Annotated in this window: 22 protein-coding genes; 19 read left to right on the top strand and 3 right to left on the bottom strand. The window is 68.4% G+C overall.

The features are described 5' to 3' along the window. Positions 1 to 38: 38 nt before the first annotated feature. Positions 39 to 434, top strand: coding sequence for a hypothetical protein (locus tag ACOERD_RS25775; protein ID WP_419737810.1), 396 nt, complete (start codon positions 39 to 41; stop codon positions 432 to 434). Positions 435 to 466: 32 nt separating this feature from the next. Here the strand turns inward: ACOERD_RS25775 and ACOERD_RS25770 are convergent, their stop codons facing one another. Beyond that, positions 467 to 949, bottom strand: a complete 483-nt coding sequence (locus ACOERD_RS25770) for a DNA adenine methylase (RefSeq protein WP_419739073.1) — start codon at positions 947 to 949, stop codon at positions 467 to 469. Positions 950 to 1,061: 112 nt separating this feature from the next. Between ACOERD_RS25770 and ACOERD_RS25765 the strand changes: the two genes are divergently transcribed. Next, complete coding sequence (locus ACOERD_RS25765; protein ID WP_419740177.1) at positions 1,062 to 1,607, top strand: hypothetical protein; 546 nt, start codon at positions 1,062 to 1,064, stop codon at positions 1,605 to 1,607. A gap of 70 nt (positions 1,608 to 1,677) precedes the next feature. On the opposite strand, the gene ACOERD_RS25760 is transcribed toward ACOERD_RS25765, so the two are convergent. Then, positions 1,678 to 2,376, bottom strand: coding sequence for a 3TM-type holin (locus tag ACOERD_RS25760; protein WP_419739128.1), 699 nt, complete (start codon positions 2,374 to 2,376; stop codon positions 1,678 to 1,680). Positions 2,377 to 2,387: 11 nt separating this feature from the next. Beyond that, positions 2,388 to 3,032 carry a holin-associated N-acetylmuramidase gene (locus tag ACOERD_RS25755; RefSeq protein WP_419737930.1) on the bottom strand — a complete coding sequence of 215 codons (645 nt, stop codon included), beginning with the start codon at positions 3,030 to 3,032 and terminating at the stop codon, positions 2,388 to 2,390. 190 nt (positions 3,033 to 3,222) lie between these two features. Here ACOERD_RS25755 and ACOERD_RS25750 point away from each other — a divergent pair, with 190 nt between their 5' ends. From ACOERD_RS25750 to ACOERD_RS25670, 17 genes are all read left to right on the top strand, one after another. Continuing rightward, positions 3,223 to 4,641, top strand: a complete 1,419-nt coding sequence (locus ACOERD_RS25750; RefSeq protein ID WP_419740180.1) for a hypothetical protein — start codon at positions 3,223 to 3,225, stop codon at positions 4,639 to 4,641. Next, entirely contained in the window at positions 4,638 to 5,207 is a 570-nt protein-coding gene (locus ACOERD_RS25745; protein ID WP_419740181.1) for a hypothetical protein, read from the top strand. The genes ACOERD_RS25750 and ACOERD_RS25745 overlap by 4 nt, the downstream gene beginning before the upstream one ends. Before the next feature lie 246 nt (positions 5,208 to 5,453). Continuing rightward, positions 5,454 to 6,485 carry an IS110 family transposase gene (locus ACOERD_RS25740; RefSeq protein WP_419737613.1) on the top strand — a complete coding sequence of 344 codons (1,032 nt, stop codon included), beginning with the start codon at positions 5,454 to 5,456 and terminating at the stop codon, positions 6,483 to 6,485. A gap of 57 nt (positions 6,486 to 6,542) precedes the next feature. After that, complete coding sequence (locus ACOERD_RS25735) at positions 6,543 to 7,598, top strand: hypothetical protein (protein WP_419737933.1); 1,056 nt, start codon at positions 6,543 to 6,545, stop codon at positions 7,596 to 7,598. A 12-nt stretch (positions 7,599 to 7,610) separates the two neighbouring features. Next, complete coding sequence (locus tag ACOERD_RS25730; protein WP_419740926.1) at positions 7,611 to 8,135, top strand: hypothetical protein; 525 nt, start codon at positions 7,611 to 7,613, stop codon at positions 8,133 to 8,135. After that, complete coding sequence (locus tag ACOERD_RS25725) at positions 8,132 to 8,572, top strand: phage protein Gp36 family protein (protein ID WP_419737935.1); 441 nt, start codon at positions 8,132 to 8,134, stop codon at positions 8,570 to 8,572. Before ACOERD_RS25730 ends, ACOERD_RS25725 begins: the two co-directional genes overlap by 4 nt. Further along, the gene (locus tag ACOERD_RS25720; RefSeq protein ID WP_419737936.1) at positions 8,569 to 9,138 is read left to right on the top strand and encodes a phage virion morphogenesis protein; all 570 of its coding nucleotides are present in this window, start codon (positions 8,569 to 8,571) and stop codon (positions 9,136 to 9,138) included. The genes ACOERD_RS25725 and ACOERD_RS25720 overlap by 4 nt, the downstream gene beginning before the upstream one ends. After that, positions 9,135 to 9,566 carry a phage tail terminator protein gene (locus ACOERD_RS25715; protein ID WP_419740925.1) on the top strand — a complete coding sequence of 144 codons (432 nt, stop codon included), beginning with the start codon at positions 9,135 to 9,137 and terminating at the stop codon, positions 9,564 to 9,566. The genes ACOERD_RS25720 and ACOERD_RS25715 overlap by 4 nt, the downstream gene beginning before the upstream one ends. 24 nt (positions 9,567 to 9,590) lie before the next feature. Next, positions 9,591 to 10,373: a hypothetical protein gene (locus ACOERD_RS25710; RefSeq protein ID WP_419740186.1), complete on the top strand. Its 783-nt coding sequence runs from the start codon at positions 9,591 to 9,593 to the stop codon at positions 10,371 to 10,373. A gap of 4 nt (positions 10,374 to 10,377) precedes the next feature. Beyond that, positions 10,378 to 10,905: a DUF6631 family protein gene (locus ACOERD_RS25705; protein ID WP_419740924.1), complete on the top strand. Its 528-nt coding sequence runs from the start codon at positions 10,378 to 10,380 to the stop codon at positions 10,903 to 10,905. A 147-nt stretch (positions 10,906 to 11,052) separates the two neighbouring features. Then, positions 11,053 to 11,823: a hypothetical protein gene (locus ACOERD_RS25700; protein ID WP_419740353.1), complete on the top strand. Its 771-nt coding sequence runs from the start codon at positions 11,053 to 11,055 to the stop codon at positions 11,821 to 11,823. A 542-nt stretch (positions 11,824 to 12,365) separates the two neighbouring features. Beyond that, the gene (locus ACOERD_RS25695) at positions 12,366 to 13,679 is read left to right on the top strand and encodes a phage tail tape measure C-terminal domain-containing protein (protein ID WP_419740352.1); all 1,314 of its coding nucleotides are present in this window, start codon (positions 12,366 to 12,368) and stop codon (positions 13,677 to 13,679) included. Next, positions 13,679 to 14,083 carry a hypothetical protein gene (locus ACOERD_RS25690; RefSeq protein WP_419737943.1) on the top strand — a complete coding sequence of 135 codons (405 nt, stop codon included), beginning with the start codon at positions 13,679 to 13,681 and terminating at the stop codon, positions 14,081 to 14,083. The genes ACOERD_RS25695 and ACOERD_RS25690 overlap by 1 nt, the downstream gene beginning before the upstream one ends. Next, positions 14,080 to 14,583: a DUF1833 family protein gene (locus ACOERD_RS25685; RefSeq protein ID WP_419740845.1), complete on the top strand. Its 504-nt coding sequence runs from the start codon at positions 14,080 to 14,082 to the stop codon at positions 14,581 to 14,583. Before ACOERD_RS25690 ends, ACOERD_RS25685 begins: the two co-directional genes overlap by 4 nt. A gap of 13 nt (positions 14,584 to 14,596) precedes the next feature. Beyond that, positions 14,597 to 15,061 carry a hypothetical protein gene (locus ACOERD_RS25680; protein ID WP_419740846.1) on the top strand — a complete coding sequence of 155 codons (465 nt, stop codon included), beginning with the start codon at positions 14,597 to 14,599 and terminating at the stop codon, positions 15,059 to 15,061. After that, positions 15,058 to 20,682, top strand: coding sequence for a host specificity factor TipJ family phage tail protein (locus ACOERD_RS25675; RefSeq protein WP_419740923.1), 5,625 nt, complete (start codon positions 15,058 to 15,060; stop codon positions 20,680 to 20,682). Before ACOERD_RS25680 ends, ACOERD_RS25675 begins: the two co-directional genes overlap by 4 nt. 28 nt (positions 20,683 to 20,710) lie before the next feature. After that, the gene (locus tag ACOERD_RS25670; RefSeq protein ID WP_419737949.1) at positions 20,711 to 21,421 is read left to right on the top strand and encodes a DUF4376 domain-containing protein; all 711 of its coding nucleotides are present in this window, start codon (positions 20,711 to 20,713) and stop codon (positions 21,419 to 21,421) included. Positions 21,422 to 21,434 lie beyond the last annotated feature (13 nt).

Raw genomic sequence — 21,434 nt, 5'->3', positions numbered from 1 at the left:
ATAGGATCAAACGGCGAATCAGTGATGAGGATGGGGATATGGACAGCAACCGAATTATTAACGGCGCTATTAACGGCGCGATAAGTGCAGTATTGGCAACGGTGTTTTTTGGGCTGCTCACCGCCGCCGCAAATTTATTGTCCAACGGCAAAATGGCTGAAGCCCTGGGCGCGGTATCTGATCGAGAGATGAAACAGGTCATCAGCGATTTCGACAAAAAGATCGCACCGAAGCTTGAGGCTTGCAGGGTGTGTTTTCGGGAGGTGGCTAAATCACCAAATCAGTGCAAGCCTCAATATCCGGAAGCGGAAACTTGTAGCGGGTGGAGCACATCGTCTGCAAAAGGCCCGTGGACGCAGATATTTCTCGACGACACAGACGATGGTGCGGGCGGTTGCAAGTATCAATGGCGTCTTGAGTGCCGCGCGAATTAGCCTTCATCAATGGCTTGAACTCCAGCAGTGCCTCACCCGCCGCCTGAGATCAGCAACTCGCTGACCCGCTTGCTGGCCTTTGCATTGGCCGAATAGCGCGTCTCGACCTCTTCGCAATCGGCCCATGCGAAGATCTCGCGGATCTCTGCCCGGTCATTGATCGACAGGATGAACCTTCCCTTGATGCCTTTCAGCAATTCCGCCATGCGCGCAAAATCGGCGCGCGCGAACATGTGCGGGCCATAATCGCCCTCATGGCCCAGGTAGGGCGGGTCGAGATAGAAGAGCGTGCCCGGCGCGTCATAGCGGGCAATGAAGGCCTCCCAGTCCAGGCATTCGATCACGACCCCTGCCAGGCGGGTGTGCAGGTCTTCCAGCAGGGGCTCCAGCGTTGTGAGGTTGAAGCGCGCGGGCCGCTCCTTGCTGACCCCGAAGCTGCGCCCGGTGACCTTGCCGCCAAAGCTTGTGCGCTGCAGGTAGAGAAAGCGCGCGCCGCCCGTCTTGCAGCGGACCATGGTCCGCTGACATTCACGGCGAAGTGTTGGCCCCTTCGGGCGATGGTTGCGGTGAGATTCACGGGGACATAAGCTGTAAACGTGGGGGAATCTGAATCGGAAGGAGAAATTGATGGGCGATTTTGATCCGACATGGATAGCTGTCAGCGTTACATTACTGGCCTTCCTTTGCGGCGCGGGCATATGGATCGGCTCCGTGAATGCAGACCGCAAGTCCTTCAAAGCCTTTATGGCGGAGGTCAGGGATAAGCTGGACAACATTCTGTCACGGCTGCCGCCGCCGCGAGGGGTGGCACCGGGAAGCCCTTTGCAGTTGACGCCATTTGGCGAGAGGCTTTTCAAGGAGATTGAGGCAAGCGTGATCGCAACCAAACTTCTCGGCGAACTCCGCGACAAAATCACGGAGGAAATGACGAACTACGACGTTCAGCAAATGTGCTTCGATTATGTGAAGTTGGAATGGGAGCCGCCGCGCGAAACTGAATTGGCGATCAAGGAAACTGCATATCAAAACGGCACGGATATCGAGACAGTACAGGATGTTATCGCGCTGGAAGCATTTTCATTGCTATCCATGGACGCTGTCGAACAGGAAAGGTCCGCTCCAGATCTGCAAAGTGAACAAAGCAGTTCGCACATTTCTGAATCGGACAGTTGATTTTCACGTCGAGATCACAGACCGCCGCTCGGACATCGAGGAACCGGTCGGCCGCCTCAATCGTGTCTTCTCACGCCGTTCCGGCCAGCCATTCATCAAGGGCGGCATTGCCTGTGGTTTTGCGGGGCTGTTGGGCCTCGCGCCTGGCGGTGCCTGCCCCGGTGCCGGGTACGCGCGGTTCGGCGGTCGCGCCTCGACTGTCCGCTTCGGGAGTGCCCGCTGACGTGCCGTGGCCTTCGGGCTCTGCCGGGGTGTCGTGATGTGCGCCTGTTTCCCCTGCCACTTTCCCTGATGCCGTTTCGCCCGATGGATGATCCTGAGCCGGTCTCAGCCCTTCGATGGCGGCCATGGTCTCGAGGGTGCGGGCGACGTCTTTTGGCGGGCGGGACCTGCGCATTTTCTCAAAAGTGCGTGCCCCGAAATAAAAGCTCATGATCATGCCCAGGATGATCCAGAGATTGTCGGGAACAAGCTCGAGCGCGGTCATGCGGATGGCAAAGCCCTGGGGGTCCCACATGGCGAAGGCAAAAAGCGCGATGGTGCCGAGCGCCATGACCGGGCGTGGCAGGCGGTTGAGCGCGTTGACGACGCGGTCGAAGGCTCCGGCGGGCGGGCTTGCGAACTCGGCGGCAAACTGCGCCAGGGCGGCGGCTTTGGCATCGGCGGCGCGCTGTGCGGAACTTTCCGCATTGGGGCGGAAGGTTTCGATCACCTCGGTGGCGACATTGCGGGTGCCGCCGAAGAGGCCGGAGAGGATGCGCAGGAACATGTGGGGCCTCCTCAGGTCCAGGTGGCAATGCGGGTTTCGAACTGGCGCTGCGAGAGATGGAAGCGCGGGGCGATGAAGTCTTCCGCGCGGCGGATCCAGCCGCCCTTGCCGCCATCGCGGCGGCGCACGTATTTGCGGAACTGCGCCCGGCGCTCGGCGAGGCGGAAGTAATAATCGCGCCGGGCGATGCCATAGGCGTCCGCGAGCGGCGCGCCCTGTGCGGCCAGCGCGTCTGCTGCCCGCGCGGTCTGGGGTCCGATGGCGCCATCGACGCTGACGTCCTGGCCGCAGAGCCGCAGCAGGCGCTGGAGGATCTTGATGGCGTTTGAGCCCGCGTTGACCTGCATGTCGAAGACGCTGGCGTGCAGCGCCTGCGGCAGCCAGTCGATGCGGGGCGCGCGAAAATAGTGCCGCAGGAAGATATCGACGGCCATCTCCTGGGTGAGGCACCTGACATCTTCGCCATCCACATCGCCGTCGCCGTCAAGATCAAGCATGAGGGTGCGCATGGTGTGGATCGTCACGCCCCATTTGGTGGGCCCGCCGGGATCGTCCGGGTCATCCACATAGCCGCCCTCGCGGGCCACGATCTCGCGGGCGATGGCCTCCGGGGTCTGCTCTGTGGTCTGCTCCGGGTGTTGCTCCGGGTGTTGCATGGCGCGCTTTCGTCACATGGGAGGGAGGGGCCGCCCCGCCGCGAGCGGCCCCCCCCCGATATGGTCGCGCCTGTCGGCGGGCGCGCTCGGGGTATATGTGTCTGCGCTTCAGGGTAGCGCGGTTTGGGCTCTTGCGTCAGCGGACCATGGTCCGCTGACGCGCAGGGCTGTGGCTGATAGCCTGGGCCTCATGAGAGTTTCCGCCGCCCCTGCCGCAGCCCCATCCGCTGCCTCTGCCGCCTTTTCCGCGCTGGACGGGTGGATCGATATTTTCCGGGCGGGCACCCATACCGATGCCCATGGGCGGCGCGCGACCTGGACGCAAGGCGATCTGGCCGCGATCGTGGGTGATTATGCCGGGGCCGACCCGGCCCCTGTGGTGCTGGGCCATCCGGACACGGACGGGCCTGCCATGGGCTGGGTCAGCGGGTTGCGGGTGACAGGCGATCGTCTGCAGGCGCGTCTGAGCCGCCTGGATGCGGGGTTTCGGGCGGCGGTGGAGGCGGGGCGTTATGGGCCGCGCTCGGTGGCGCTTGCGCCCCTGTCCACGGGCTGGCGCCTGCGGCATCTGGGCTTTCTGGGCGCATCGCGCCCGGCCATTGAAGGTCTGTCACCTTCGCAGTTTTCCGCGCGCGCCGATGGCGTGCTTGTCTTTTCCTGTCCCCAACCGGAGGGTGTGATGAACCAACCCGTTTTCACCAGCGCAAGGGTGCCGCCGCAGGCTGCGGCCCTGCCGCTTGACGCGCAACCCAGCCCCGTGATGCAGCCCGTGATGGACCCGGGGGCGGCCCGGTTCACGGCCCAGCCTGCAGAACAGATGCAAGTACAGCCCGCAGGACAGATGCCAGCACAGCCGGGTGGTGCGCTTGAGGCCCATCCCCTTTCACAGGATGTGGCGCCGCAATTTGCGGTGCAGGCGGCCCAGCTCCCCCAACAAACCCCTCAGCAAGCCCGGCAGCCGGCTCTACAGTTTGTGCCTGTCTCACAGCCGCAGGGTGCGGTCCCGCCGCTTTTTGCGGCCGCGCCGCCCGCCGGGGCGCTGCCGCCGGGGGCCAGTGGTGTGACGGGGCCCCAGACCCGGGATGCGGCGGAAGTGGCCGAGCTGGCCTCGGAACGCCAGCTGCTTTTTGCCGAGCGCCAGCAGATCGCGGCCGAACGCCTGGCGCGCGAAGGCATGGATCGCGAGCGGGGCGCAAGCGCGCGTGTGGCGGCGCATGTGCAGGCCGGGCGTGTATTGCCGGCGGAAGCGCAGGCCTATGCGGCGCTGTTCTGCGCGCTCGATCAGGGCGGCGGCCAGATCACTATGGCGGGTGTGGACGGGCGGCCGATGGCGCTCAGCCCGTCCCAGGTGCTGGATGGGCTGATCTCGGCCCTGCCGCAACGGGTGCCGCTGGGGCAGGGCACAGCCCTGCACCCCGCGCATGTCCCTGCCCCCGCATTCGCGCAGGTGGGCGGGCCGGGTGCACAGGTTTCACCGGAGGCACAGTTCACGGCGGCCACCCAGGATCTGGCCAACCGGGCGCGGGCGCTGATGGCGGCGGACAAGAGCGGTGCGCTTGATCTGCCCACAGCGATCCACCGGGCCGCAAACGGGGAGACGGCGCAATGATGGAGTATCTGCTCACAAAGAGCTTCAAGGCCGGTGCCGGTGTTGCCGCGCGCCGGGTCTGCCGGATCACCGATCCCGACGCGGAAGCGGTTCAGGCGGCAGGTCCGGGCTTCCTGCCGCTCGGGATCAGCGCCGATCTTGGCGCCAGGACCGGCGGGGCGGTGGACATTCATCTTGCGGGCATTGCGATGCTGGAGGCGGGGGGCGCGTTCAGCGCCGGCACCCTGGTGAGCGGCGATGCGAAAGGCCGGGGCATTCGCGCCCCGCGCGGCGGTCTGCATCAGCGTGTCGTGGACGGGGGTGCGGCGAATGCAGCCCTTGCGGTCCCGGGTCTGGGGGCCTCTGACAGGCTTGTCGGTGTGATCGAACTGGCAGACGGCTATGCCGACCGCCTGGGCCAGGCCACCCTCACGGATGATGCGGGCCTGAGCATATCGGTGGCGACCACCGGGGACCGGCTTCTGGTGAGCTGGCAGGCCCGCGCGCATGCGGTGGGCATCGCCCTGCAAGCCGCGCACGCGCCGGGGGACCTGATCCGGGTTCTGATCGTGCCGCAACAGATCTGAGGAGGGGGTATGAATGATTTGTGATCGGCCAAACGCCCTGAATCTGTTAGAGGATTCGGGGAGGCGGATAGGTCTCAGGCTGAATTGTGTCTTAGGGCATTGTGACCCTGTTGAGGAGCTTAGCTTTCGCCTGTTTCCGAACAGCCCCCATAGGGCCCGGTTTTGGCCGGTGATCCTGCATAGGAGCTTGGTTTGGCCGTTCACGCCCCATTGGGGGCTCCGCCTCCTTGAGCAGGGAGTATAGCCATGGCTTACATAGGTGTCGATCTTCATACGAATTCCTTCACGATCTGTCGGCGTGAGACGGACGGATCGGAAACATTCCAAACCTTTCATCTGTCCGCGCAGGCGCTTGAGCGGTTCTGTCAGAGCCTTGATGCGGATGACGAACTGGCGGTCGAGGCCACCGGCAACACGGCCTGGTTCTGCGGTGAGGTGGAACCCTGTGTCGGCCGGATCGTTGTGGTCAACCCGCGCCAGTTTAAAGTGATCCGCACATCGGTGAAAAAGACCGACAAGAACGATGCGCGCGCTTTGGCCTTCTTCCTGTCGAAGGACATGCTGCCGGAAACCCGGCTCAAGTCCACTCAGGAAAGCGAACTGGCCTCGCTGACCCGGACGCGTGACATGCTGGTCAAACAGCGCACCATGCTGCTGAACGGCATCCACGCGATGTTTGTCCGTCACGGCATGAAGCTGAAGAAGGAAGGGTTGTCCAGCAAGAAGCGCCTGCGCGACCTGGATCTCAGCCGCTTCACACCGCTTGAGCAGGTCGAACTGGCGGCATTGCGGGACCAGGCGCTCGGCCTGACCGAGACCCTGAACCGTATCGACAAGGCCATCGAGGAGGCCGCCTCGGCCATGAAAGGCTTTGAGGGGCTCACCAGCATCAAGGGGATCGGTGCGCGATCTGCCGCGGTCCTGCTGGCGGGGATCGGCAGGGTTGAAGACTTCTCCGACGCGGACAAGCTGGCCGCCTATGTCGGCATCGTGCCCAAGGTGAGTAACTCGAACGAAACCGAACATCACGGGCGGATCACGAAGCGCGGCAACAAGCTCATGCGCACCACGCTGGTGCAATGTACGCTCATCGCGATCCGCTATTCGGGATATCTCAACAGTTATTATCGGCGCATCAAGGAACGCCGTGGCGCGGGCAAGGCGATCATAGCCACGGCCCGCAAGCTGCTCAAGATCATCTATGACACGCTCAAGAACGGCTGGGTCTTCGACGATTTTGCCGAATTTAAAATCAAACAAAATCAATGCCCTGCTTGACAATCATCATAGGAGGCAGTCATGTTCCAGTTTCAACATCCCGATCCGGCGTAGCTGATGCCGGTTGCGGCCGGGGGCGCGCAGGGGCAGCCCATTCAGGGCGGGGGCCTTCCGGGCCCCGCGCTCTTTGCGACCCCGCCCGGTCAGGGCAACCTGCCGCCCGGCGCGCGCTTTGCCGCCGGTCCCGCGCCCAGCCCCTATCCGGTGGATTTTCATCGCTCGGGCATTGCCGTGGGCTATGCCAATGATGAATATATCGCCGATCTGATCCTGCCGCGCCTCGCGGCCCTGATGCGCCGCGAATACCGGTTCAACCGCTATCCCATTGAGGAGCATTTCACGGTGCCGCCCACCCGGGTGGGGCGCCGCTCCGCGCCTGCCATGGTGCATCTGAGCTCGGCCGAGGACACCCGGTCCGTGGAGGATTACGGGCTGGATGACGCGATCCCGGCCGATGACGTGACCAACACAGCCCCCACCGCGATGAACCCGATCGACCGCGCGTCGATGGTGCTGACCGATCTTCTGATGATCGCGCGCGAATTGCGCGTGGCGGAACTGGTGTTCAATCCGGCCCATTACCCCGACACCAACAAGATCACCCTGTCGGGCAGCTCGCAATGGACCCATGCCGACAGCAACCCGCTCAGGGATATCGTTGCGGCGCAGACCGGCATGATCGTCAAGCCCACCGATATCGCCATGGGCGAGGAGGTCTTTGCCGCCCTGCGCACCCATCCGCGCATGCTCAAGGCCACCCATGCCAATGACGGGGATTCCGGCATTGCCAGCCGCGAGGCGATGGAGCGGGTGTTGATGCTGCGCATCCATGTCGGCTCAGCCCGGGTCAACACCGCCCGGCCCGGCCAGGCGGCCAACCTGGCCCGCTGCTGGGGCAAGCACGCGCTGCTTTATCGCCGCGATCCCAACACCGACTATAAAGGCCCGCCCAGCCTGGGCTTCACCGCCCCCTATCTGGGCCGCCAGGTGATGGTGGGGTTCGATCCGCGCATCGGGGTGCGCGGCACCTATGTGGTGCGCGTGGTCGACAGTTGCGACGAGGCGATGGTTGCGAAACTGGCGGGGTATTTCTTCCGCAACGCGGTGGCGTGAGAGGAGGGGCGCATGACACAGACCAAACACGCAGGCGCACATCCCACCCCGGCCGTTCAGAAAGGTGATCTCGAGATCCGGCTTTTGAGCGCGGTCAAACATGACGGGCTGCATTACCCGGCGGGCGCGGTCGTGACCTGGCCGCGCGCGGCCGCAGAGCTGCTCATCGCGGGCGGGGATGCGGTGGTGCCCGGCGCGGGGGCCGACACCGACCTGCCTGACCCGGATGCCCCGCCCGGCCCGCCCGGCCCGGATGCCCCTGCTCCCCCTGCCGACCCGGAGCGCACGGAGCGCACAGAGCCCGCGCAGCGCAGGGCGGCCCTGATCCGCGCGATGGCCGCCCTGGAGCCGGGCCATCCCGATCACTGGACGCGGGGCGGCAAGCCCGAGGTCCGCGCGCTGGCTCAGATCACCGGGCTGCGCGACATCCGCGCGGCGGAGCGCGATGCGGCCTGGGAGGCCGCGCAGGCCGCAGAAGGCGGCAGGGCGGAGACGGGGGCAGAGACAGGGCGAGAGACGGGGCGAGACACCACATGAGCTACGCGGCGGCAGCGGATCTGCGCGCCCGCTTTGGCGCGGACGAGATCGACCAGCTTCTGGATCAGGACGCTGACGGCCGGCCCGATGACGGCCGGCTTGAGGCGGTGCTGGCGGATGCGGCGGCGGCGATCGATGCGCGCCTTGCCCGCCTCTATGATCTGCCCCTGCCGGAGGGCGATTACCCGCTTTTGCGCGCCATCGCCTGTGATCTGGCCCGCGCGCGTCTTTATGACGACGAGATGTCCGATACGGTCAAACACGCCGCCCGGCGGGCGCGGGCGCAGCTTGGCGCCCTGGCCGGGGGCCAGGCCGTTCTGGTGCGCGCGGACGGCAAAGCGGTGAGACGGCGGGCGCAAACCCCGCGCATCGCGGCCCCGCAGGGCCCGGTCGCGGACGGCTTTGGCGACACATCCTGCCCGGAGCGCGGGCGATGAGCGGGGCGCGGATCGAGATCGCGCTGGAAGGCAGCGCGCTGCGCGCCACGCTGGGCACTCTGGCCGGACGGCTTGGAGAGCCTGCCGAGCGCGCCGATCTCCATGACGCAATCGGGGCGCTGCTGGCCGACGGGGTGCAGCGGCGCTTCATTGCCGCGCAAGACCCCGACGGCACCCCCTGGGTCGAAAGCGAACGGGCAAAAGCCGGGGCGCGCGGCGGCAGGACACTGACCGATACCGGGCGTTTGCAGCACTCGATCACCTGGTCGGTTGAGGCCGATGGCGTGCTGGTGGGCACCAATGTGGAATACGCCGCCATTCACCAGTTCGGCGGCGAGATCGAACAGAGCGCGCGGACCCAGGTTCTGGCCTTCGATGGGCAGGGGCGGTTTGCCGCGCGCAAGAGCACGCGCCGGCGCAAGACGGGCAGTGTGCCCATTGCGATCGCGCAGATCGGCGCGCGGCGCATCACACTGCCCGCGCGCCCCTTTCTCGGGATCGACGCGGAGGATCGCCTGGGCCTTGCCGGGGTGATGCAGGACTGGCTTGAGGCCGCGCTGCCATGAGCCGGGTGACGGGACATGAGGCGCCCCGGGCCATCGTGGAGCGGCTTTCCGAGGTGGGCGGGCTTGAGGGTGTCGAGATCTGCGAGAGCCTGCGCGGAGTGCCGCAGATGAAGGGCAAACCCGTGATCGCGGTGCTGACCTTGCGCGAAAGCGGCGCCGATCCGGTGAACCGGCAGAGCGCTGCCGCCCGGATCATCACCCGCCTGGCCGTGGTTGTGGCCATCCCGCTGCGCAACGATCCCGGAGGATCAAGGGCCAGATTGCAGCTGACACCGATCCTGGAGACGATCCGCACACATCTTGCGGCGTTTTGCCCGCCCGGCGCCAAAGAGCCGCTCATCTGGCGCGAGGGACGCCTGGCGGAACTGACCCCGTCGCGCGCGGTCTGGGAGGAGGGGTTTGATCTCATCTGGTGGGTGAAGACCTGAACAGCACATGGAAGGAAAGACGCGATGCGCGAGGAGCACCATAAAAACCAGATCGTGGTGGGGGCCGGCTGGCTCTACCTGATCGAGCCGGAAGGCGGTGAGCGGTACCTGGGCGAACTGCCCTCCTGTTCCGTCACCGTGACAAGCGAGTATATCACCGTGGAAAGCAGCAACGGGCCTGTGCGCCGCCGCCTGGTGCACAAGCCCCGCAGCGTGACGCGGCGGATGGATATCGAACTGGAGGATATGAGCGCAAAAAACCTCGCGCTCTTCATCCTCGGCGAAACCGGCCGTGATGCGCAATCCGCGCAGGTGGTGGAAGGCGAGCTGCTCTCCGCCTTGCGCGAAGATGTCTGGTACCAGCTGGGCGTGAGCCGCGCGCGCCCCGAAGGGGTCTCGGCCATCGCCGCCACCCCGGCGGTGACGGTCAAACAAGGCGCGAGCGGCAACACCGCCCTGGACGCGGCGCATTACAGGATCGATCATGGCAGGGCCCGGATCCTCTTCACCGATCTCGAGCCCATCAGCGGCGCCTCCAAGGCGGTGCGCGTGAGCTACACCCCGGTGGCACAGACCCTGGCCCGCGCGACCTCCTCGGAGGCACAGCTGCGCGAGTTCGGCCTGCGCTATATCGAGGATGCGGTGGAGGGCGTGGGCAAGCGCCTTTTTGCGCCGCGCTGCACGGTGTCGCCCAACGGGCAGATGGCCCTGAAAAACCCGACCCAGGCGCAGCGCATCCCGCTGCAGGTGGAAATTCTCGAACCAGATGCGGGCGCGGCGCTGGTGATCTACGGACCGGAGGGCTGATCCGATGCGCAAAACCCGCAAACATACCGCAGAGACAGATCCCGGGACAGCGGAACCCGGGACCCCCGATCCGCGCCAGTGTGAGGCGGCGGTTCTGCTCCCGGACATGGAACTGGTGCTGCAGGACCCCGAAACCGGCGCGGAGGTGAGCGTAACCGTGCGCGAGTTCCGCTTTATGGACGGGCTGAACGTGCAGGCCCGCGCGCGGGGGCTCATCGAGGACCTGGCCTCGCTTCTGGGGGAGCCCGAGGGCATGACGCCGGCGCGGGTGGCGGAAGTTCTGGGCACACATGCCGATCTCTGGGCGGATATCTGTGCGATCTCGACGGGTCGCGAGACGGGCTGGATCGCGGCGCTGCGCGAGCCCTGGGCGGGGATGCTCACGATGGCGGTCTGGCAGGTCAACACCGATTTTTTTACCGCGCGTCTTCTGGGCCAGCACCTGGGCCGGGAGACGATGAGCGCATATTGGGCCTCGCTGAGCTCCTCAGCCTTCTTGCCAGCGCAGGACATGGACGCCCCGACGAGCTGATGGCGACCCTCACCTGGCGGCAGATGGTGCTTTACGGGCGCGCCGCCGAGCGGCAGCGGATGCGCGGGCTTGAGAGGATGATGGCGGCGGCGCTCATGGGCGGGGGCGGAGGAGAGAGCGGAGGAGAGAGCGGAGGAGGGGGCGGAGATGGCGGGTAACACGCTTGAGCTGGCCCTGCGCATCACGGCGGATACAAAAGCGGCCGCGACGCAGGTGCAACGGCTGGGCGGGGTGATCAAACGCTCAAGCCGGGAGGTGGCGCGCGCCAATGCGGTCGCTGCGCAATCGGCGGTTGTGGCGGCGCGCGCCGCGCATGAACTGGAACGCGCCCAGGCAGAAGTTGGACGCGAACACTCCGACGCCGCGCGCACAGCGCTGGAGGACGCGCGCGCAAAGGACCGGCTGGCCCGCGCCGCCCTGCGCACAGCCCGCGCGAATGTTCAGGCCGCAGGTGCCACGCAGGCGGCGGCGCGCGCCGCGGCCCGTGCGGCGGGCGCGATGGACATGCAGGCCGCATCTGCCAGCCGCGCGGCCAATGCCAACCGCGCGCTTGCGGGCGCAGGCCGCTCCAGCCGCGCGGCGATACAGAACGTGGCTTTCCAGGTACAGGATTTCGCGGTGCAGACCGCCGCCGGGACAGCCGCCAGCGTGGCGCTGGCGCAGAACCTGCCGCAGCTTTTGGGCGGCTTTGGCGCCCTGGGGGCGGTTCTGGGGGCCGTGGTCGCGGTGGGCCTGCCGCTGGCGGGAGCGCTTTTTGACCTGGGCGAAGAGGCGGGTGAGGCGGGTGAGGCCTCCGAGCGGCTGGCGGAGGCCGCCGAGCGGCTGCGGTCCCTGCGCGCCCTGGCGCGCGACGTCGAGGCGCTGGCGGAAAGATACGGGGCCGCCGCCGACCAGGCGCGCGGATTGATTGCCGCCTAGGAGGCACTGGCGCGGCGCGATGCGGCGCGGGCCGTTGCGGAGGTGATCGGAGAGCTGGAGGATGCGGCTGGCCCGGCCTCTCTTGCGGCCACGCGCCGGACACGAGCCGATGAAGAGGCGCTGCTGGCAGATCTGGCCGCCCGGGCCCGGGCGGCGTTTTCCGGCCCGCTTGAGGACCTGGTTAGCCAGGTCACCGAGACACGGGAAGCGGCGCAGGCGGAACTGGCGCAGATCTTTGAGGGGCCCGAGCTCGACGCGGCGGCGCAGCGCTTCGGCGTCACGGTGGAGGCGTTGCTGGAGGAGATTGCCCTTCAGGCGCAACCGGAGGCGTTTGCGCGGGCCTCGCGCGACATTGACGATCTGGGCGCGCGGGCGCGCGCGGCACAGACAGAGCTGGCCCGGGCCTTCGGTCTCACCGAAGAGGCCGCCGCCCGGGTGATCGAGGCCTTCCGGGGCTTGCGGGCGGGTGAGGGGGAAGAGGCGCGGCGCGCAGGGCAGCCTTTGAGGCGCTGCGCGCAGCGCTCGTCACCACGGGGGCGACAGTGCGGAGCCAGAGCGAGACCCAGCGCGCCGCCCTTGAGGCCTTTATCCGCAAGGTGCTGGAGGCCGAGGACCAGGTGCTCGCGCTGGCCGGTGCCGGCGCGCAGATCGCGCCGGGGCTGGAAAGCGGGGTTCTCGTGGCCGACCGCCTGGCCGAGCGGTTGCGGCAGGCGGCAAGCGAGATGGAGCGCTTTGGCAGATCGGCCGATGCGCGCCTGGACGAGGCCAGGCTGCGATTGCAGCATCGCGGCGATCCGGCGGCGCTGGCGCGCGCGCTCAGCCTGCAAAGATCTGACCGCGAGATCGCGCCTGTTGAACAGGGCTATGTGGCAGGTGGCCTCACGGCCGAGGAAGCGCGGGCGCGCACAAGGGGTTTGCGCGAGACGGCGGAGGCTGCGGCGGAGGCGGCAGCCGAGACCGCCCGGCTCGGGGCGCAGTTGCGTGCGGCAGGCAGCGCCGAGCGCGCGGGGTCTCGCGCGGCCGCCCGCGCGGCGGCAAGACTGCGCCGCGAGATGGAAAAGGCGCGGCAAGAGGCGCGCAAGCTGGAAACCGCGCTGGCGCGGACGCTGGGCACCTATGCCAAAGACGCCATCGAGAGCCGCGACGAGGTGGGACGGGCCTGGGGTGCGGGGTTTGAGGGGCTGGAAGACGCCCTCACCCGCTTTGTCACCACCGGCAAGGCGTCTTTTGGCGACCTGGCCAATTCCATCATCGCCGATCTGGCGCGCATTGCCATTCGCCGGAACATCACCGGGCCGCTGGCCGATGCCCTGGGCGGGGTGTTCGGGGGCGGTGCAGCCCCCCGCAGCTCCCCGCGACCCAAAGCCCGCCCCTTCCATATCGGCGGGGTGCCGAAAGCCTCCCCCGCCGACCGCCTTGCGGGCGCGTTTCTTCCCGGTGAGGTGCCGGCGGTGCTGATGGAGGGCGAGGCGGTGCTGACCCCGGCGCAATCGCGCGCGGTCCTGGGCGGCGTAGCCCAGGGCCCCGATCAGGCCCGGGCCCAGGAGATCCTGCGCGAGGCGGCGCGCTATCATGCCGGCGACGTGGCCGGTGTGCCGGGCGTGCCGGGGCTGCGCGGCCACGATATCCCCAGCCTGCGCCTGCCGGGGCGCAGCGGTTCAGAGGCATCAGGGGCCGGGCCGGGACCGCGCGTTGATATCTCGATCGACAATCGCGGCACCGCGCAGCGGGCGGTGGAGGCGCACGCCAGTTTCAGCCCCGATCGCTGGGTGATCGGCCTCGTCGTCGAGGACATCCTCACAAACGGCCCCATCGGCCAGGCCGTCCGCACCACCACCGGGGAGAGCCCCTACTGATGTCCGCCCCCCTCTCTCCCACAAGGCCCGCATGGCCCGCCTATGCACGGATCGACCCGGCCCGGCAGATCCTGCCCGTCACCGTGGTCGAGCGCACCGGGTTCGACGATGGCGCGATACGCCAGGTGCGCCGCTTTACCGCCACCCCCGCCCGCCGCCGGATCCGCGCCTGGCTCCTGGGCAGCCGGGAGGCAGGTATCACGCGCAGCCCCGATGAAGACCTCATCCGGTTCCGCGCCTGGGCCGGGGCCAATGCCCATCGCCCGTTTCGCTTTCCCGACGAGACCGGGGCGCGGGTCATGATGCGCGTGGTGGGCGGGGATGGCGGCATCAGCTACCGCGCGCATGTCGCGCCCGCCGGGCGGCGCAGCTGGGAACTTGAGATGGAGCTGGAAACCACATGAGCAAAGCCGAAAACGCCGCGCGCGCCCGCGCGCGCATTGCCGCAAGCCCGAAAGACAGCCAGTTGGCGGCGCTGGAAATCGCGCACCCGGAGCTTTCCGCCCGGGTGCGCATCATCAATGACGGCCAGAGCCGCGACCGGGTGGTCGGGGGGCGCAAATATATCGCCCTGGGCTTTGAGGCCCGCATCGCCACGGACGCACCCGACCGGGTGCCGGCGGCGGAACTGGCGATTGACAATGTGGGCCGCGAGCTCACCGCCTGGATCGATGGGGCGCGCGCCACCGCCAGCGGCATCCATGGCATCACCGTGCGGGTCATGATCGTCACCGCGCGCGCGGATACCCCCGTTGCCACCCCCGATTATGACGTCACCATGGATGTGCTGCAGATCACCGCCACCAGCCGCAAGGTGACCGCCCGGCTGGGCTTTGATCCGCTCCTGGGCCGCGCGGGTGTAACCCTGCGCCACGATCCCGCCACCTCTCCCGGCCTGTTCTGATGGGGCTGTTCTGATGGAAGCTCAGCTGATGGAGACGCACTGGACAGAGCGCTGGATCGGGCATCGGGCGGAAGATTGCGCCGCGCTGGTCTCGCATGTGCTGCGCGTCGAGTTCGGGTCCGACATCGCCCTGCCCGCCGCGCCGGGCGGCATCCGCGCCAATGACGCGGCCATCCGGGACGCGCTCATGTGTGAAGCCGGGCGCAAAACCGGATGCACAACCGGGCGCGCAACCGAAGGCGGGATCGCCCGGCGCCTGGGTGCGCGCGAGAGGGCGTGCGACGGGGACGGGGTGCTGATGCGCGCGCGCGGACGCCGCGCGGGGCTGGGCCATCACATCGGGCTTTATGCCGACATGACCGAGCCGGCCTGCCTGCACTGGCAACCGGGGCTGGGCACGGTGCTGCACCGGTTGCGCATATTGCCCGCACGCGGGCTTGTGGTGGTCGGGCTCTATCGCTGGGAGACAGGATCATGACCTCAAAAACACCCTCAAAAACACCCTCAAAAACACCCTCGCAAACGCCCTTCAAACCCCCTGTGACGGCCTCTCAGGTCGGCTTTGCAAGCGCCGATCTGTGGCCGCACCCGCTGACCGCGCAGGCCCGGGTGCCGGAGATCATCCTGCCCCTGCCCGCGCGCACCCATGACGCCCCACCTGAACCCTTGAGCGTGGCCCAGGCGCTGGATCTCGCCTGGCCCGCGCGGGGGTCCCTGCCGGTAAACGTAAGCCTTGACGGGATCGCCCTGCCGCCCGGGGCCTGGGCGCACACGGCCCTGCGCCCCGGCCAGCGCCTCACATTGCGCGCAGCCCTTCAGGGCGATGATTCCAACCCGCTTGCGGCCATCCTGACCATCGCCACCATCGCCATCGGCGGCTGGGCCGCCTCCGCCATCGCCTCAAGCGGCGCGCTTGGTTTTGGGGCCGGCAGCCTGGGGGCACAGGTTGCCGGCGCCCTGGCCGGGGCCGCCATCTCCACCGCCGGCGGGCTGATCATCAACGCGCTGGTGCCCGTGCGCGACGCGGACGGGCTGGACCAGGACGCGCCCGCCCGCCGCGATTATTCGCTGAGCGGCGGTGCCAACCGGGCCCGGCCCTACGCGCCGCTCCTGCTCACCTTCGGACGCCACCGCGTCTTTCCCGATCTCGGCGCAAAACCCTGGACCGAGTTCGAGGATGACGCGCAGTTCCTTAATCTCAGCCTCACATTCGGCCTGGGCAACCTGCATCTGGAGCGCGCCGACCTGCGCATCGGCAACCAGCCGCTGTCGGACTTTCCAGGCGCACAGGCGCAGATCCTGCGCGGGCCCGATCCCACATGGCCTGCCAATGTCGACACCATCCAGGGCGCAGAGCTCGAAGGCCGCCGCCTGATCTCGCGCCGTACAAGCCCCGGCACCAACCGCTTCGATCTCGACATCACCGGGCAGCTCTTCGGTCTGCGCAAACGCTCCGGCAAACCCTACGCTCTCTCCCGCGAGATCGTGATCAGCTATCGCAGGGTGGGCGTGCGCGAGGGCTGGACCCGCCGCCGCGTCACGCTGCGCGCAAATGGCGACAGCCCCCGCGACGGGCTGCGCCGCACCATCCGCATCCACCCCGGGGCGACCGCGCAGTGGGAGGTCCGCGTGCGCCGCCGCACCGCGCCCTCGGGCGCGGATAACGAGATCGACGCGCTGGCCTGGGCCGCGCTGCGCTCCTTCCAGCCCGATACCGCCGACTATAGCGGCCAGACCCGGCTGCGGCTGCGCCTGCCCGCCTCGGCCCAGGCCTCCGGCCAATTGCCCGCCATCCACGCCATCACCCGGCATCTACTGCCCCGCTCGGTCTCGCGCCGCGCCAAACCCCGCGCCACCTCCAACCCGGCCTGGATCCTGCTCGCCTTCCTGCGCGGCGGCTTTGTCTCGGGCCGCCTTGCCTGGGGGCTGGGACTGGCTGACCGGCGCATCGACCTGCCCTCCTTCACCGCCTGGGCCGCCTGGTGCGAGAGGCAGAACCTCACCTGCAATCTCAGCCTCGACCGCCCCGTTCCCTCGGCCCGGATCATCCGCACCATCTGCCAATGCGGGCGGGCCAGCCCCACATGGGCCAGCGGCAAGCTGGGCGTGGTGTGGGACGACCCCGCAACCCCCGCCACCGCGCTCATCACCCCCGGCAATATCATAGCGGGCAGCCTCGAGATCACCTGGTCCGGCGAAAAACCCGCCGATGAGATCGCCGTGCGCTATCTCGACCCGGACGCCGACTGGCAATTCCAGACCCTGCGCCGCACCATGCCGGGCGTCACCACGCCCAAACGCACCGCAACCCTCACGCTGCCGGGCGTCACCACGCCCGCTCAGGCCGCCACCGAAGCCAATCTGCAGGCCGCCCGCCAGCTCTATCACCGCCGCCGTCTCACATGGGAGATGGCCGCCGAAGGGCTCTCCATCGCCCGGGGCGACGTGGTGCGCCTCACCCATTCCCTCATCGATGGCGGCCAGACCGGACGGCTCGTCACGGTCCTGCCGGCTGACGCCGCCAGAAACCTTCCCGAACGCTGGGACCTGGGCCAGAGCTTCGAGATCGCGCAAGACGAGAGCTGGTATGCGATGCTGCGCCTGGGCGATGGTCGCCTCATCACCCGCGCGATCACCGCCGACGGAGCCCTGGTGCGCCCCGCCAGCGCCCTGCCCGATGACTGGCAGCACGAAGAGACGGAGGTGTCGGATGTGCTCTGGCGCGTCTATCCCGGTGACGCCCCGCCCGCGCCCCTGCGCATCGTGGGCTTTGAACCGGTCTCGGCCACGCGCATCCGGCTCGAGGCCATCGACGAGGTGGCCGCCTATCACAACGCCGCCACCGCCGATCTCAGCGCGCCCCTGCCGCTGCCCGCTCCCCAAAGCCCGGCCGTGCTCGATGCCGCGATCACCGATCGGGCGCGCGCCGACGGAACCACCGAAGTGACCCTGCGGCTCACCACATCCGGCCCCTGGCAGGGCGCGACCATCCGCGCCCGCGACAGCCATGGCTGGCGCGTCGTGGCAGACGACCGGCAGGCCGTCACCACATATATCTTCTCAACCGATGATGCCTCCGGCCGCGAGATCGACATCGAGATCACCCCCGGCTCCCGCGCCGCCCCCCTCGGGCCCGTCTTCACCACCACCCATACCCTCATCGGCGACAAAACCGTCCCCATCGCCGCCCCCGAAGGCTTCGGGGTCGAGATGCTGGGCGATGGCGCCCGCCGCTTTACCGCCACCCCGCCCCCTGACGGGCGCGTCGCCGGCTACGCCCTGCGCTACGGGCCCGCGCGCGCTGCGGCCACATGGGAGGCGCTCACCCCGCTCCTGCATGGCCGGATCACCGCCCTGCCGCTCGAGACACGCCTGCCACCCGCCGGGCGCTGGCGCTTTGCGCTCGCCGCCCTGAACAGGGATGGCGTGCCCGGAGAGGCCGCCTTCACCGGCCCCGTCGATCTGGCGGATGCGGTCAAACTGCCCGTCACCCAATATGCGTTCCGCGCCAGCGCCACGCAGAACGCGCCACCCGCCCGCCCGGGGCCTGGCGGCAGCGACAGCGATACCCATCTGCCCGCAGGATGGCAGCGCATACCGGTCAGCCTCACATCCAAGGCCCCCTTCCAGTGGATCACCGAACGCAAGGGCCGCACCGGCGGCGGGCCCTGGACCCGCTGGAGCAGCCCCGCGCTCTGGTCCTCCCTGGGCGCGCAGGGCCGGCCCGGACAGGACGGACAGGACGGGCAGGATGGACAGGACGGCGCCAGCGTCGAGCGGCTCTTCACCCGCACCGCCCATGCCACCCCGCCACCGCCGCCGGGACTGACCGGCTCAGGCACGCAAGAGGACCCCCATGTCCTGACCACCCCGCTCGGCATCCGCGCGCTCGATATCTTCCCCCTCCTCAAGGGCCTCGACCCGCCGGGCCCGGCCTGGACCGCCACATGGTTCCGCTTCACCGCACCCCGGGGACGCGCCGGCACCTGGCGCATCACCATGGACGGCGCCCCCGACCAGGGCACCGACTGGGCCATCTTCAGCGCCAAGGGCAATGCCGCGCGCCGCGGGGCAGATGATCATCTCGACATCACGCTGAGGGCCGGCGAGCGCTTCACCTTCCGGCTGCTTTTCTACAATCTGCGCTCCCGCGACACCGTCACCGCCATGACCCTCAGCCTCACCCCGCCCGCGCAAACGGGTGTGGCGGCAACAGGGGCGGCAGCAGATCCGGCCCAGATGCCCGGCTACACGCCCCCGCCCTGGTCGGCCACGCCCCTGGGTGTCACCGTGGAGCAGCCATATGAATGGATCAGCGAGCGGCGCGGGCGCGCGGGGCTCTGGGGGGCGTTTTCGCGCCCCGCGCTCCTGGGCAGATATGCACGCGACGGCATCCCGGGGGCCGCCGGTCAGCCGGGACGCGACGGCACCGACGGGGACCCGGGCCAGGACGGGCAGCCGGGACGCGACGGGCAGGATGGGCGTGACGGGCAGGATGGCGCTGGGGTCGAGATGATCTTCCGGCGCACCGCCACCCGCCGGGCGCCCGCAAGACCGCAGACAACGCCCGCGCAGTCCAGGGCAAATGATCATGTGCCCCCCGGCTGGTCCGATGATCCCGTCGGGATCACGCGCGACGCGCCCTATCTCTGGGCCAGTCGCCGCACCGGCTCTTCGGGCAACTGGGGCGCGTTTTCGCCACCCGAGCTTTGGGCCCGCTATGCACGCGACGGCGCCCCGGGGCGACCGGGCAGGAAGGGCGATACCGGCGATACCGGCCGGCAGGGGCGACCGGGCCTTGATGGTCCGGGTGTCGAGTTCATCTTTCGCGCCACCAGCACCCCGATCCGCCCCGCCACCCCGCGCACAACAGCCACCCAGCGGCGCCTCGACGATCATGTGCCCGAGGGCTGGGTTGATGATGCCCCTGACGTCAGCGCCGCCAGACCCTATCTCTGGGCCAGCCAGCGCAAAGGCTCCTCCGGCAACTGGGGGGCGTTTTCCCGACCGGTGCAATGGACCAGATATGCACGCGACGGCGCCCCGGGGCGGCCGGGCAGGAAGGGCGATACCGGCGATACCGGCCGGCAGGGGCGACCGGGCAGGAAAGGCGATACCGGCGGCAAGGGAGACAGGGGGGACAAGGGAGACCCCGGCCGCAACGGGCGTGACGGGCGCAACGGCATCAACGGGCGTGATGGCAGCAATGGCGCGCGCGGGGCGGGCAGCTATGCCCGGCGCGTCAGCGCGCGCGGCTGGGTGAACAGCATCGCCGATCGCGCAACCCCCGGCGCCAATGTCACCGGCGATGTGGTCACCCTCACCGACAGCGCCGGAGGCTGGGCCGAAACCCGCGCCTGGACCGGCACCGCATGGCTCCCCGTCACCCATGTCATCAACGGCAATACCGTCATCCCCGGCACGCTGCTGGCCGAGGCCCTCGCCGCCGGCCAGATCGACGGCACCCATCTGCGCGCCGACACCGCGCTCATCACCGGCGGCGTCCAGATCGGCCCCGGCCTCATCACCCTCACCCATCTCGATGACAGCCTCATCGGCGATGTGGCCCGGGGCGCGCGCTGGCGATTGGACGCGTCGGGCAGGGCGCGCACAAGAAAAAACCAGCGCTTCTCCACGCGCCGCAGTGATGGCGGCTCCGATATCGTGGTGCGCAGGGACAGTGCCGACGAGATCATCCGCTACGCGGTCGAGGTCTCGGGCGGCGGGTTCACCCCGCCTTCCTCGTCCTATTGGTACGAACATAGCCGCAACAGCGAGGGTTCAGAATCGGCCGTGGGCACAAGATACAACAGCGCAACCTTCAACGTCCGGCTCGAGGTCCGGCTCGACAATGTCGTCATCCGGACCCTCAGCATCAGCGTCACCACCGGCGCCGCAGGCCGTGCCGTTCTCAGCGGGGTGCTGCCCGCCCGGCTCACCCCGGTCGGCCGGCAGAAAAGGCTCACCCTGCGCGCAACAGGAACCGTACGCACCGGGGGCGCGAGCGTCGCGGGTATCAGAGGCGGCAGCACACGGGTCGCATGGAGTGCTGCCGCATATCTCACCCTCACCGCACGAGAAACCCGCCCCTTCGCCTGATCCCGTCGCCTGACCCAGGATATGACCCATGACACAAAGCCCAGTGACACAAAGCCCAGTGACACAAGACCCCACCGCACAAGACCCCGCGCCACAAACGCTCTCCTACGACGCCTTCGCACAGGCGCTCCTGGCCCTCACCGAGACAGGTCTTGCCCTGCCTCACGACATCCTGCCATGGACCGCTTTCCCCGAAGAGGCCGAGCCCCCGGAGACCATCACCAAAACCATGTGGGACCGCTACACATGGAACCCGCCGCAATTCGCCGCCGCCACACAGCCCGACCCCTATGGCCGCGAAGATGCAAAGGCCGGCGACAAGCCCGCATGGGACAGCCTCACCCGGCACGCCGTGCACCAGGCCTGCGAAGAGGCCCGGCAGCACAAGCACGCCCAACTGGCCGCAGAGCTTGCACGCCGCACCACCTTCACCCACAACGCCCGCACCTGGCAGGGCGATACCAAAAGCGCCGCAGCCATCACCGCCGCCGCCCTGCGCGCCGCCGCAGAACCCAACTGGCCCAAAGACTTCGTCTGGATCGATGCCGCAAACACCCGCGTCCCCATGCGCGCAGAGGACATCACAGCCCTCGCCAAAGCCCTCTCGGCCTGGCAGAGCGCCCGCCGCATCCACGCCCGCACACTCAAGGATGCCATCACCGCCGCCACAACCGCAGAGGCAATCCTTGCCATAAACGTCGCACAAGGATGGCCGGAGCACGCCACCCAGCCCCAATGACGCGCCCGCGCGG

This window comes from Ruegeria sp. (assembly GCF_965199275.1).
Classification (GTDB): domain Bacteria; phylum Pseudomonadota; class Alphaproteobacteria; order Rhodobacterales; family Rhodobacteraceae; genus Ruegeria.
This window is presented reverse-complemented; position numbering and strand designations above follow the sequence as displayed.

Excerpts from the sequence above, each read along its gene's own strand:
- ACOERD_RS25775 (WP_419737810.1), top strand. The coding sequence starts at position 39 with ATGGACAGCAACCGAATTATTAACGGCGCTATTAACGGCGCGATAAGT.
- ACOERD_RS25770 (WP_419739073.1), bottom strand. The coding sequence starts at position 949 with ATGGTCCGCTGCAAGACGGGCGGCGCGCGCTTTCTCTACCTGCAGCGC.
- ACOERD_RS25765 (WP_419740177.1), top strand. The coding sequence starts at position 1,062 with ATGGGCGATTTTGATCCGACATGGATAGCTGTCAGCGTTACATTACTG.
- ACOERD_RS25760 (WP_419739128.1), bottom strand. The coding sequence starts at position 2,376 with ATGTTCCTGCGCATCCTCTCCGGCCTCTTCGGCGGCACCCGCAATGTC.
- ACOERD_RS25755 (WP_419737930.1), bottom strand. The coding sequence starts at position 3,032 with ATGCAACACCCGGAGCAACACCCGGAGCAGACCACAGAGCAGACCCCG.
- ACOERD_RS25750 (WP_419740180.1), top strand. The coding sequence starts at position 3,223 with ATGAGAGTTTCCGCCGCCCCTGCCGCAGCCCCATCCGCTGCCTCTGCC.
- ACOERD_RS25745 (WP_419740181.1), top strand. The coding sequence starts at position 4,638 with ATGATGGAGTATCTGCTCACAAAGAGCTTCAAGGCCGGTGCCGGTGTT.
- ACOERD_RS25740 (WP_419737613.1), top strand. The coding sequence starts at position 5,454 with ATGGCTTACATAGGTGTCGATCTTCATACGAATTCCTTCACGATCTGT.
- ACOERD_RS25735 (WP_419737933.1), top strand. The coding sequence starts at position 6,543 with ATGCCGGTTGCGGCCGGGGGCGCGCAGGGGCAGCCCATTCAGGGCGGG.
- ACOERD_RS25730 (WP_419740926.1), top strand. The coding sequence starts at position 7,611 with ATGACACAGACCAAACACGCAGGCGCACATCCCACCCCGGCCGTTCAG.
- ACOERD_RS25725 (WP_419737935.1), top strand. The coding sequence starts at position 8,132 with ATGAGCTACGCGGCGGCAGCGGATCTGCGCGCCCGCTTTGGCGCGGAC.
- ACOERD_RS25720 (WP_419737936.1), top strand. The coding sequence starts at position 8,569 with ATGAGCGGGGCGCGGATCGAGATCGCGCTGGAAGGCAGCGCGCTGCGC.
- ACOERD_RS25715 (WP_419740925.1), top strand. The coding sequence starts at position 9,135 with ATGAGCCGGGTGACGGGACATGAGGCGCCCCGGGCCATCGTGGAGCGG.
- ACOERD_RS25710 (WP_419740186.1), top strand. The coding sequence starts at position 9,591 with ATGCGCGAGGAGCACCATAAAAACCAGATCGTGGTGGGGGCCGGCTGG.
- ACOERD_RS25705 (WP_419740924.1), top strand. The coding sequence starts at position 10,378 with ATGCGCAAAACCCGCAAACATACCGCAGAGACAGATCCCGGGACAGCG.
- ACOERD_RS25700 (WP_419740353.1), top strand. The coding sequence starts at position 11,053 with ATGGCGGGTAACACGCTTGAGCTGGCCCTGCGCATCACGGCGGATACA.
- ACOERD_RS25690 (WP_419737943.1), top strand. The coding sequence starts at position 13,679 with ATGTCCGCCCCCCTCTCTCCCACAAGGCCCGCATGGCCCGCCTATGCA.
- ACOERD_RS25685 (WP_419740845.1), top strand. The coding sequence starts at position 14,080 with ATGAGCAAAGCCGAAAACGCCGCGCGCGCCCGCGCGCGCATTGCCGCA.
- ACOERD_RS25680 (WP_419740846.1), top strand. The coding sequence starts at position 14,597 with ATGGAAGCTCAGCTGATGGAGACGCACTGGACAGAGCGCTGGATCGGG.
- ACOERD_RS25675 (WP_419740923.1), top strand. The coding sequence starts at position 15,058 with ATGACCTCAAAAACACCCTCAAAAACACCCTCAAAAACACCCTCGCAA.
- ACOERD_RS25670 (WP_419737949.1), top strand. The coding sequence starts at position 20,711 with ATGACACAAAGCCCAGTGACACAAAGCCCAGTGACACAAGACCCCACC.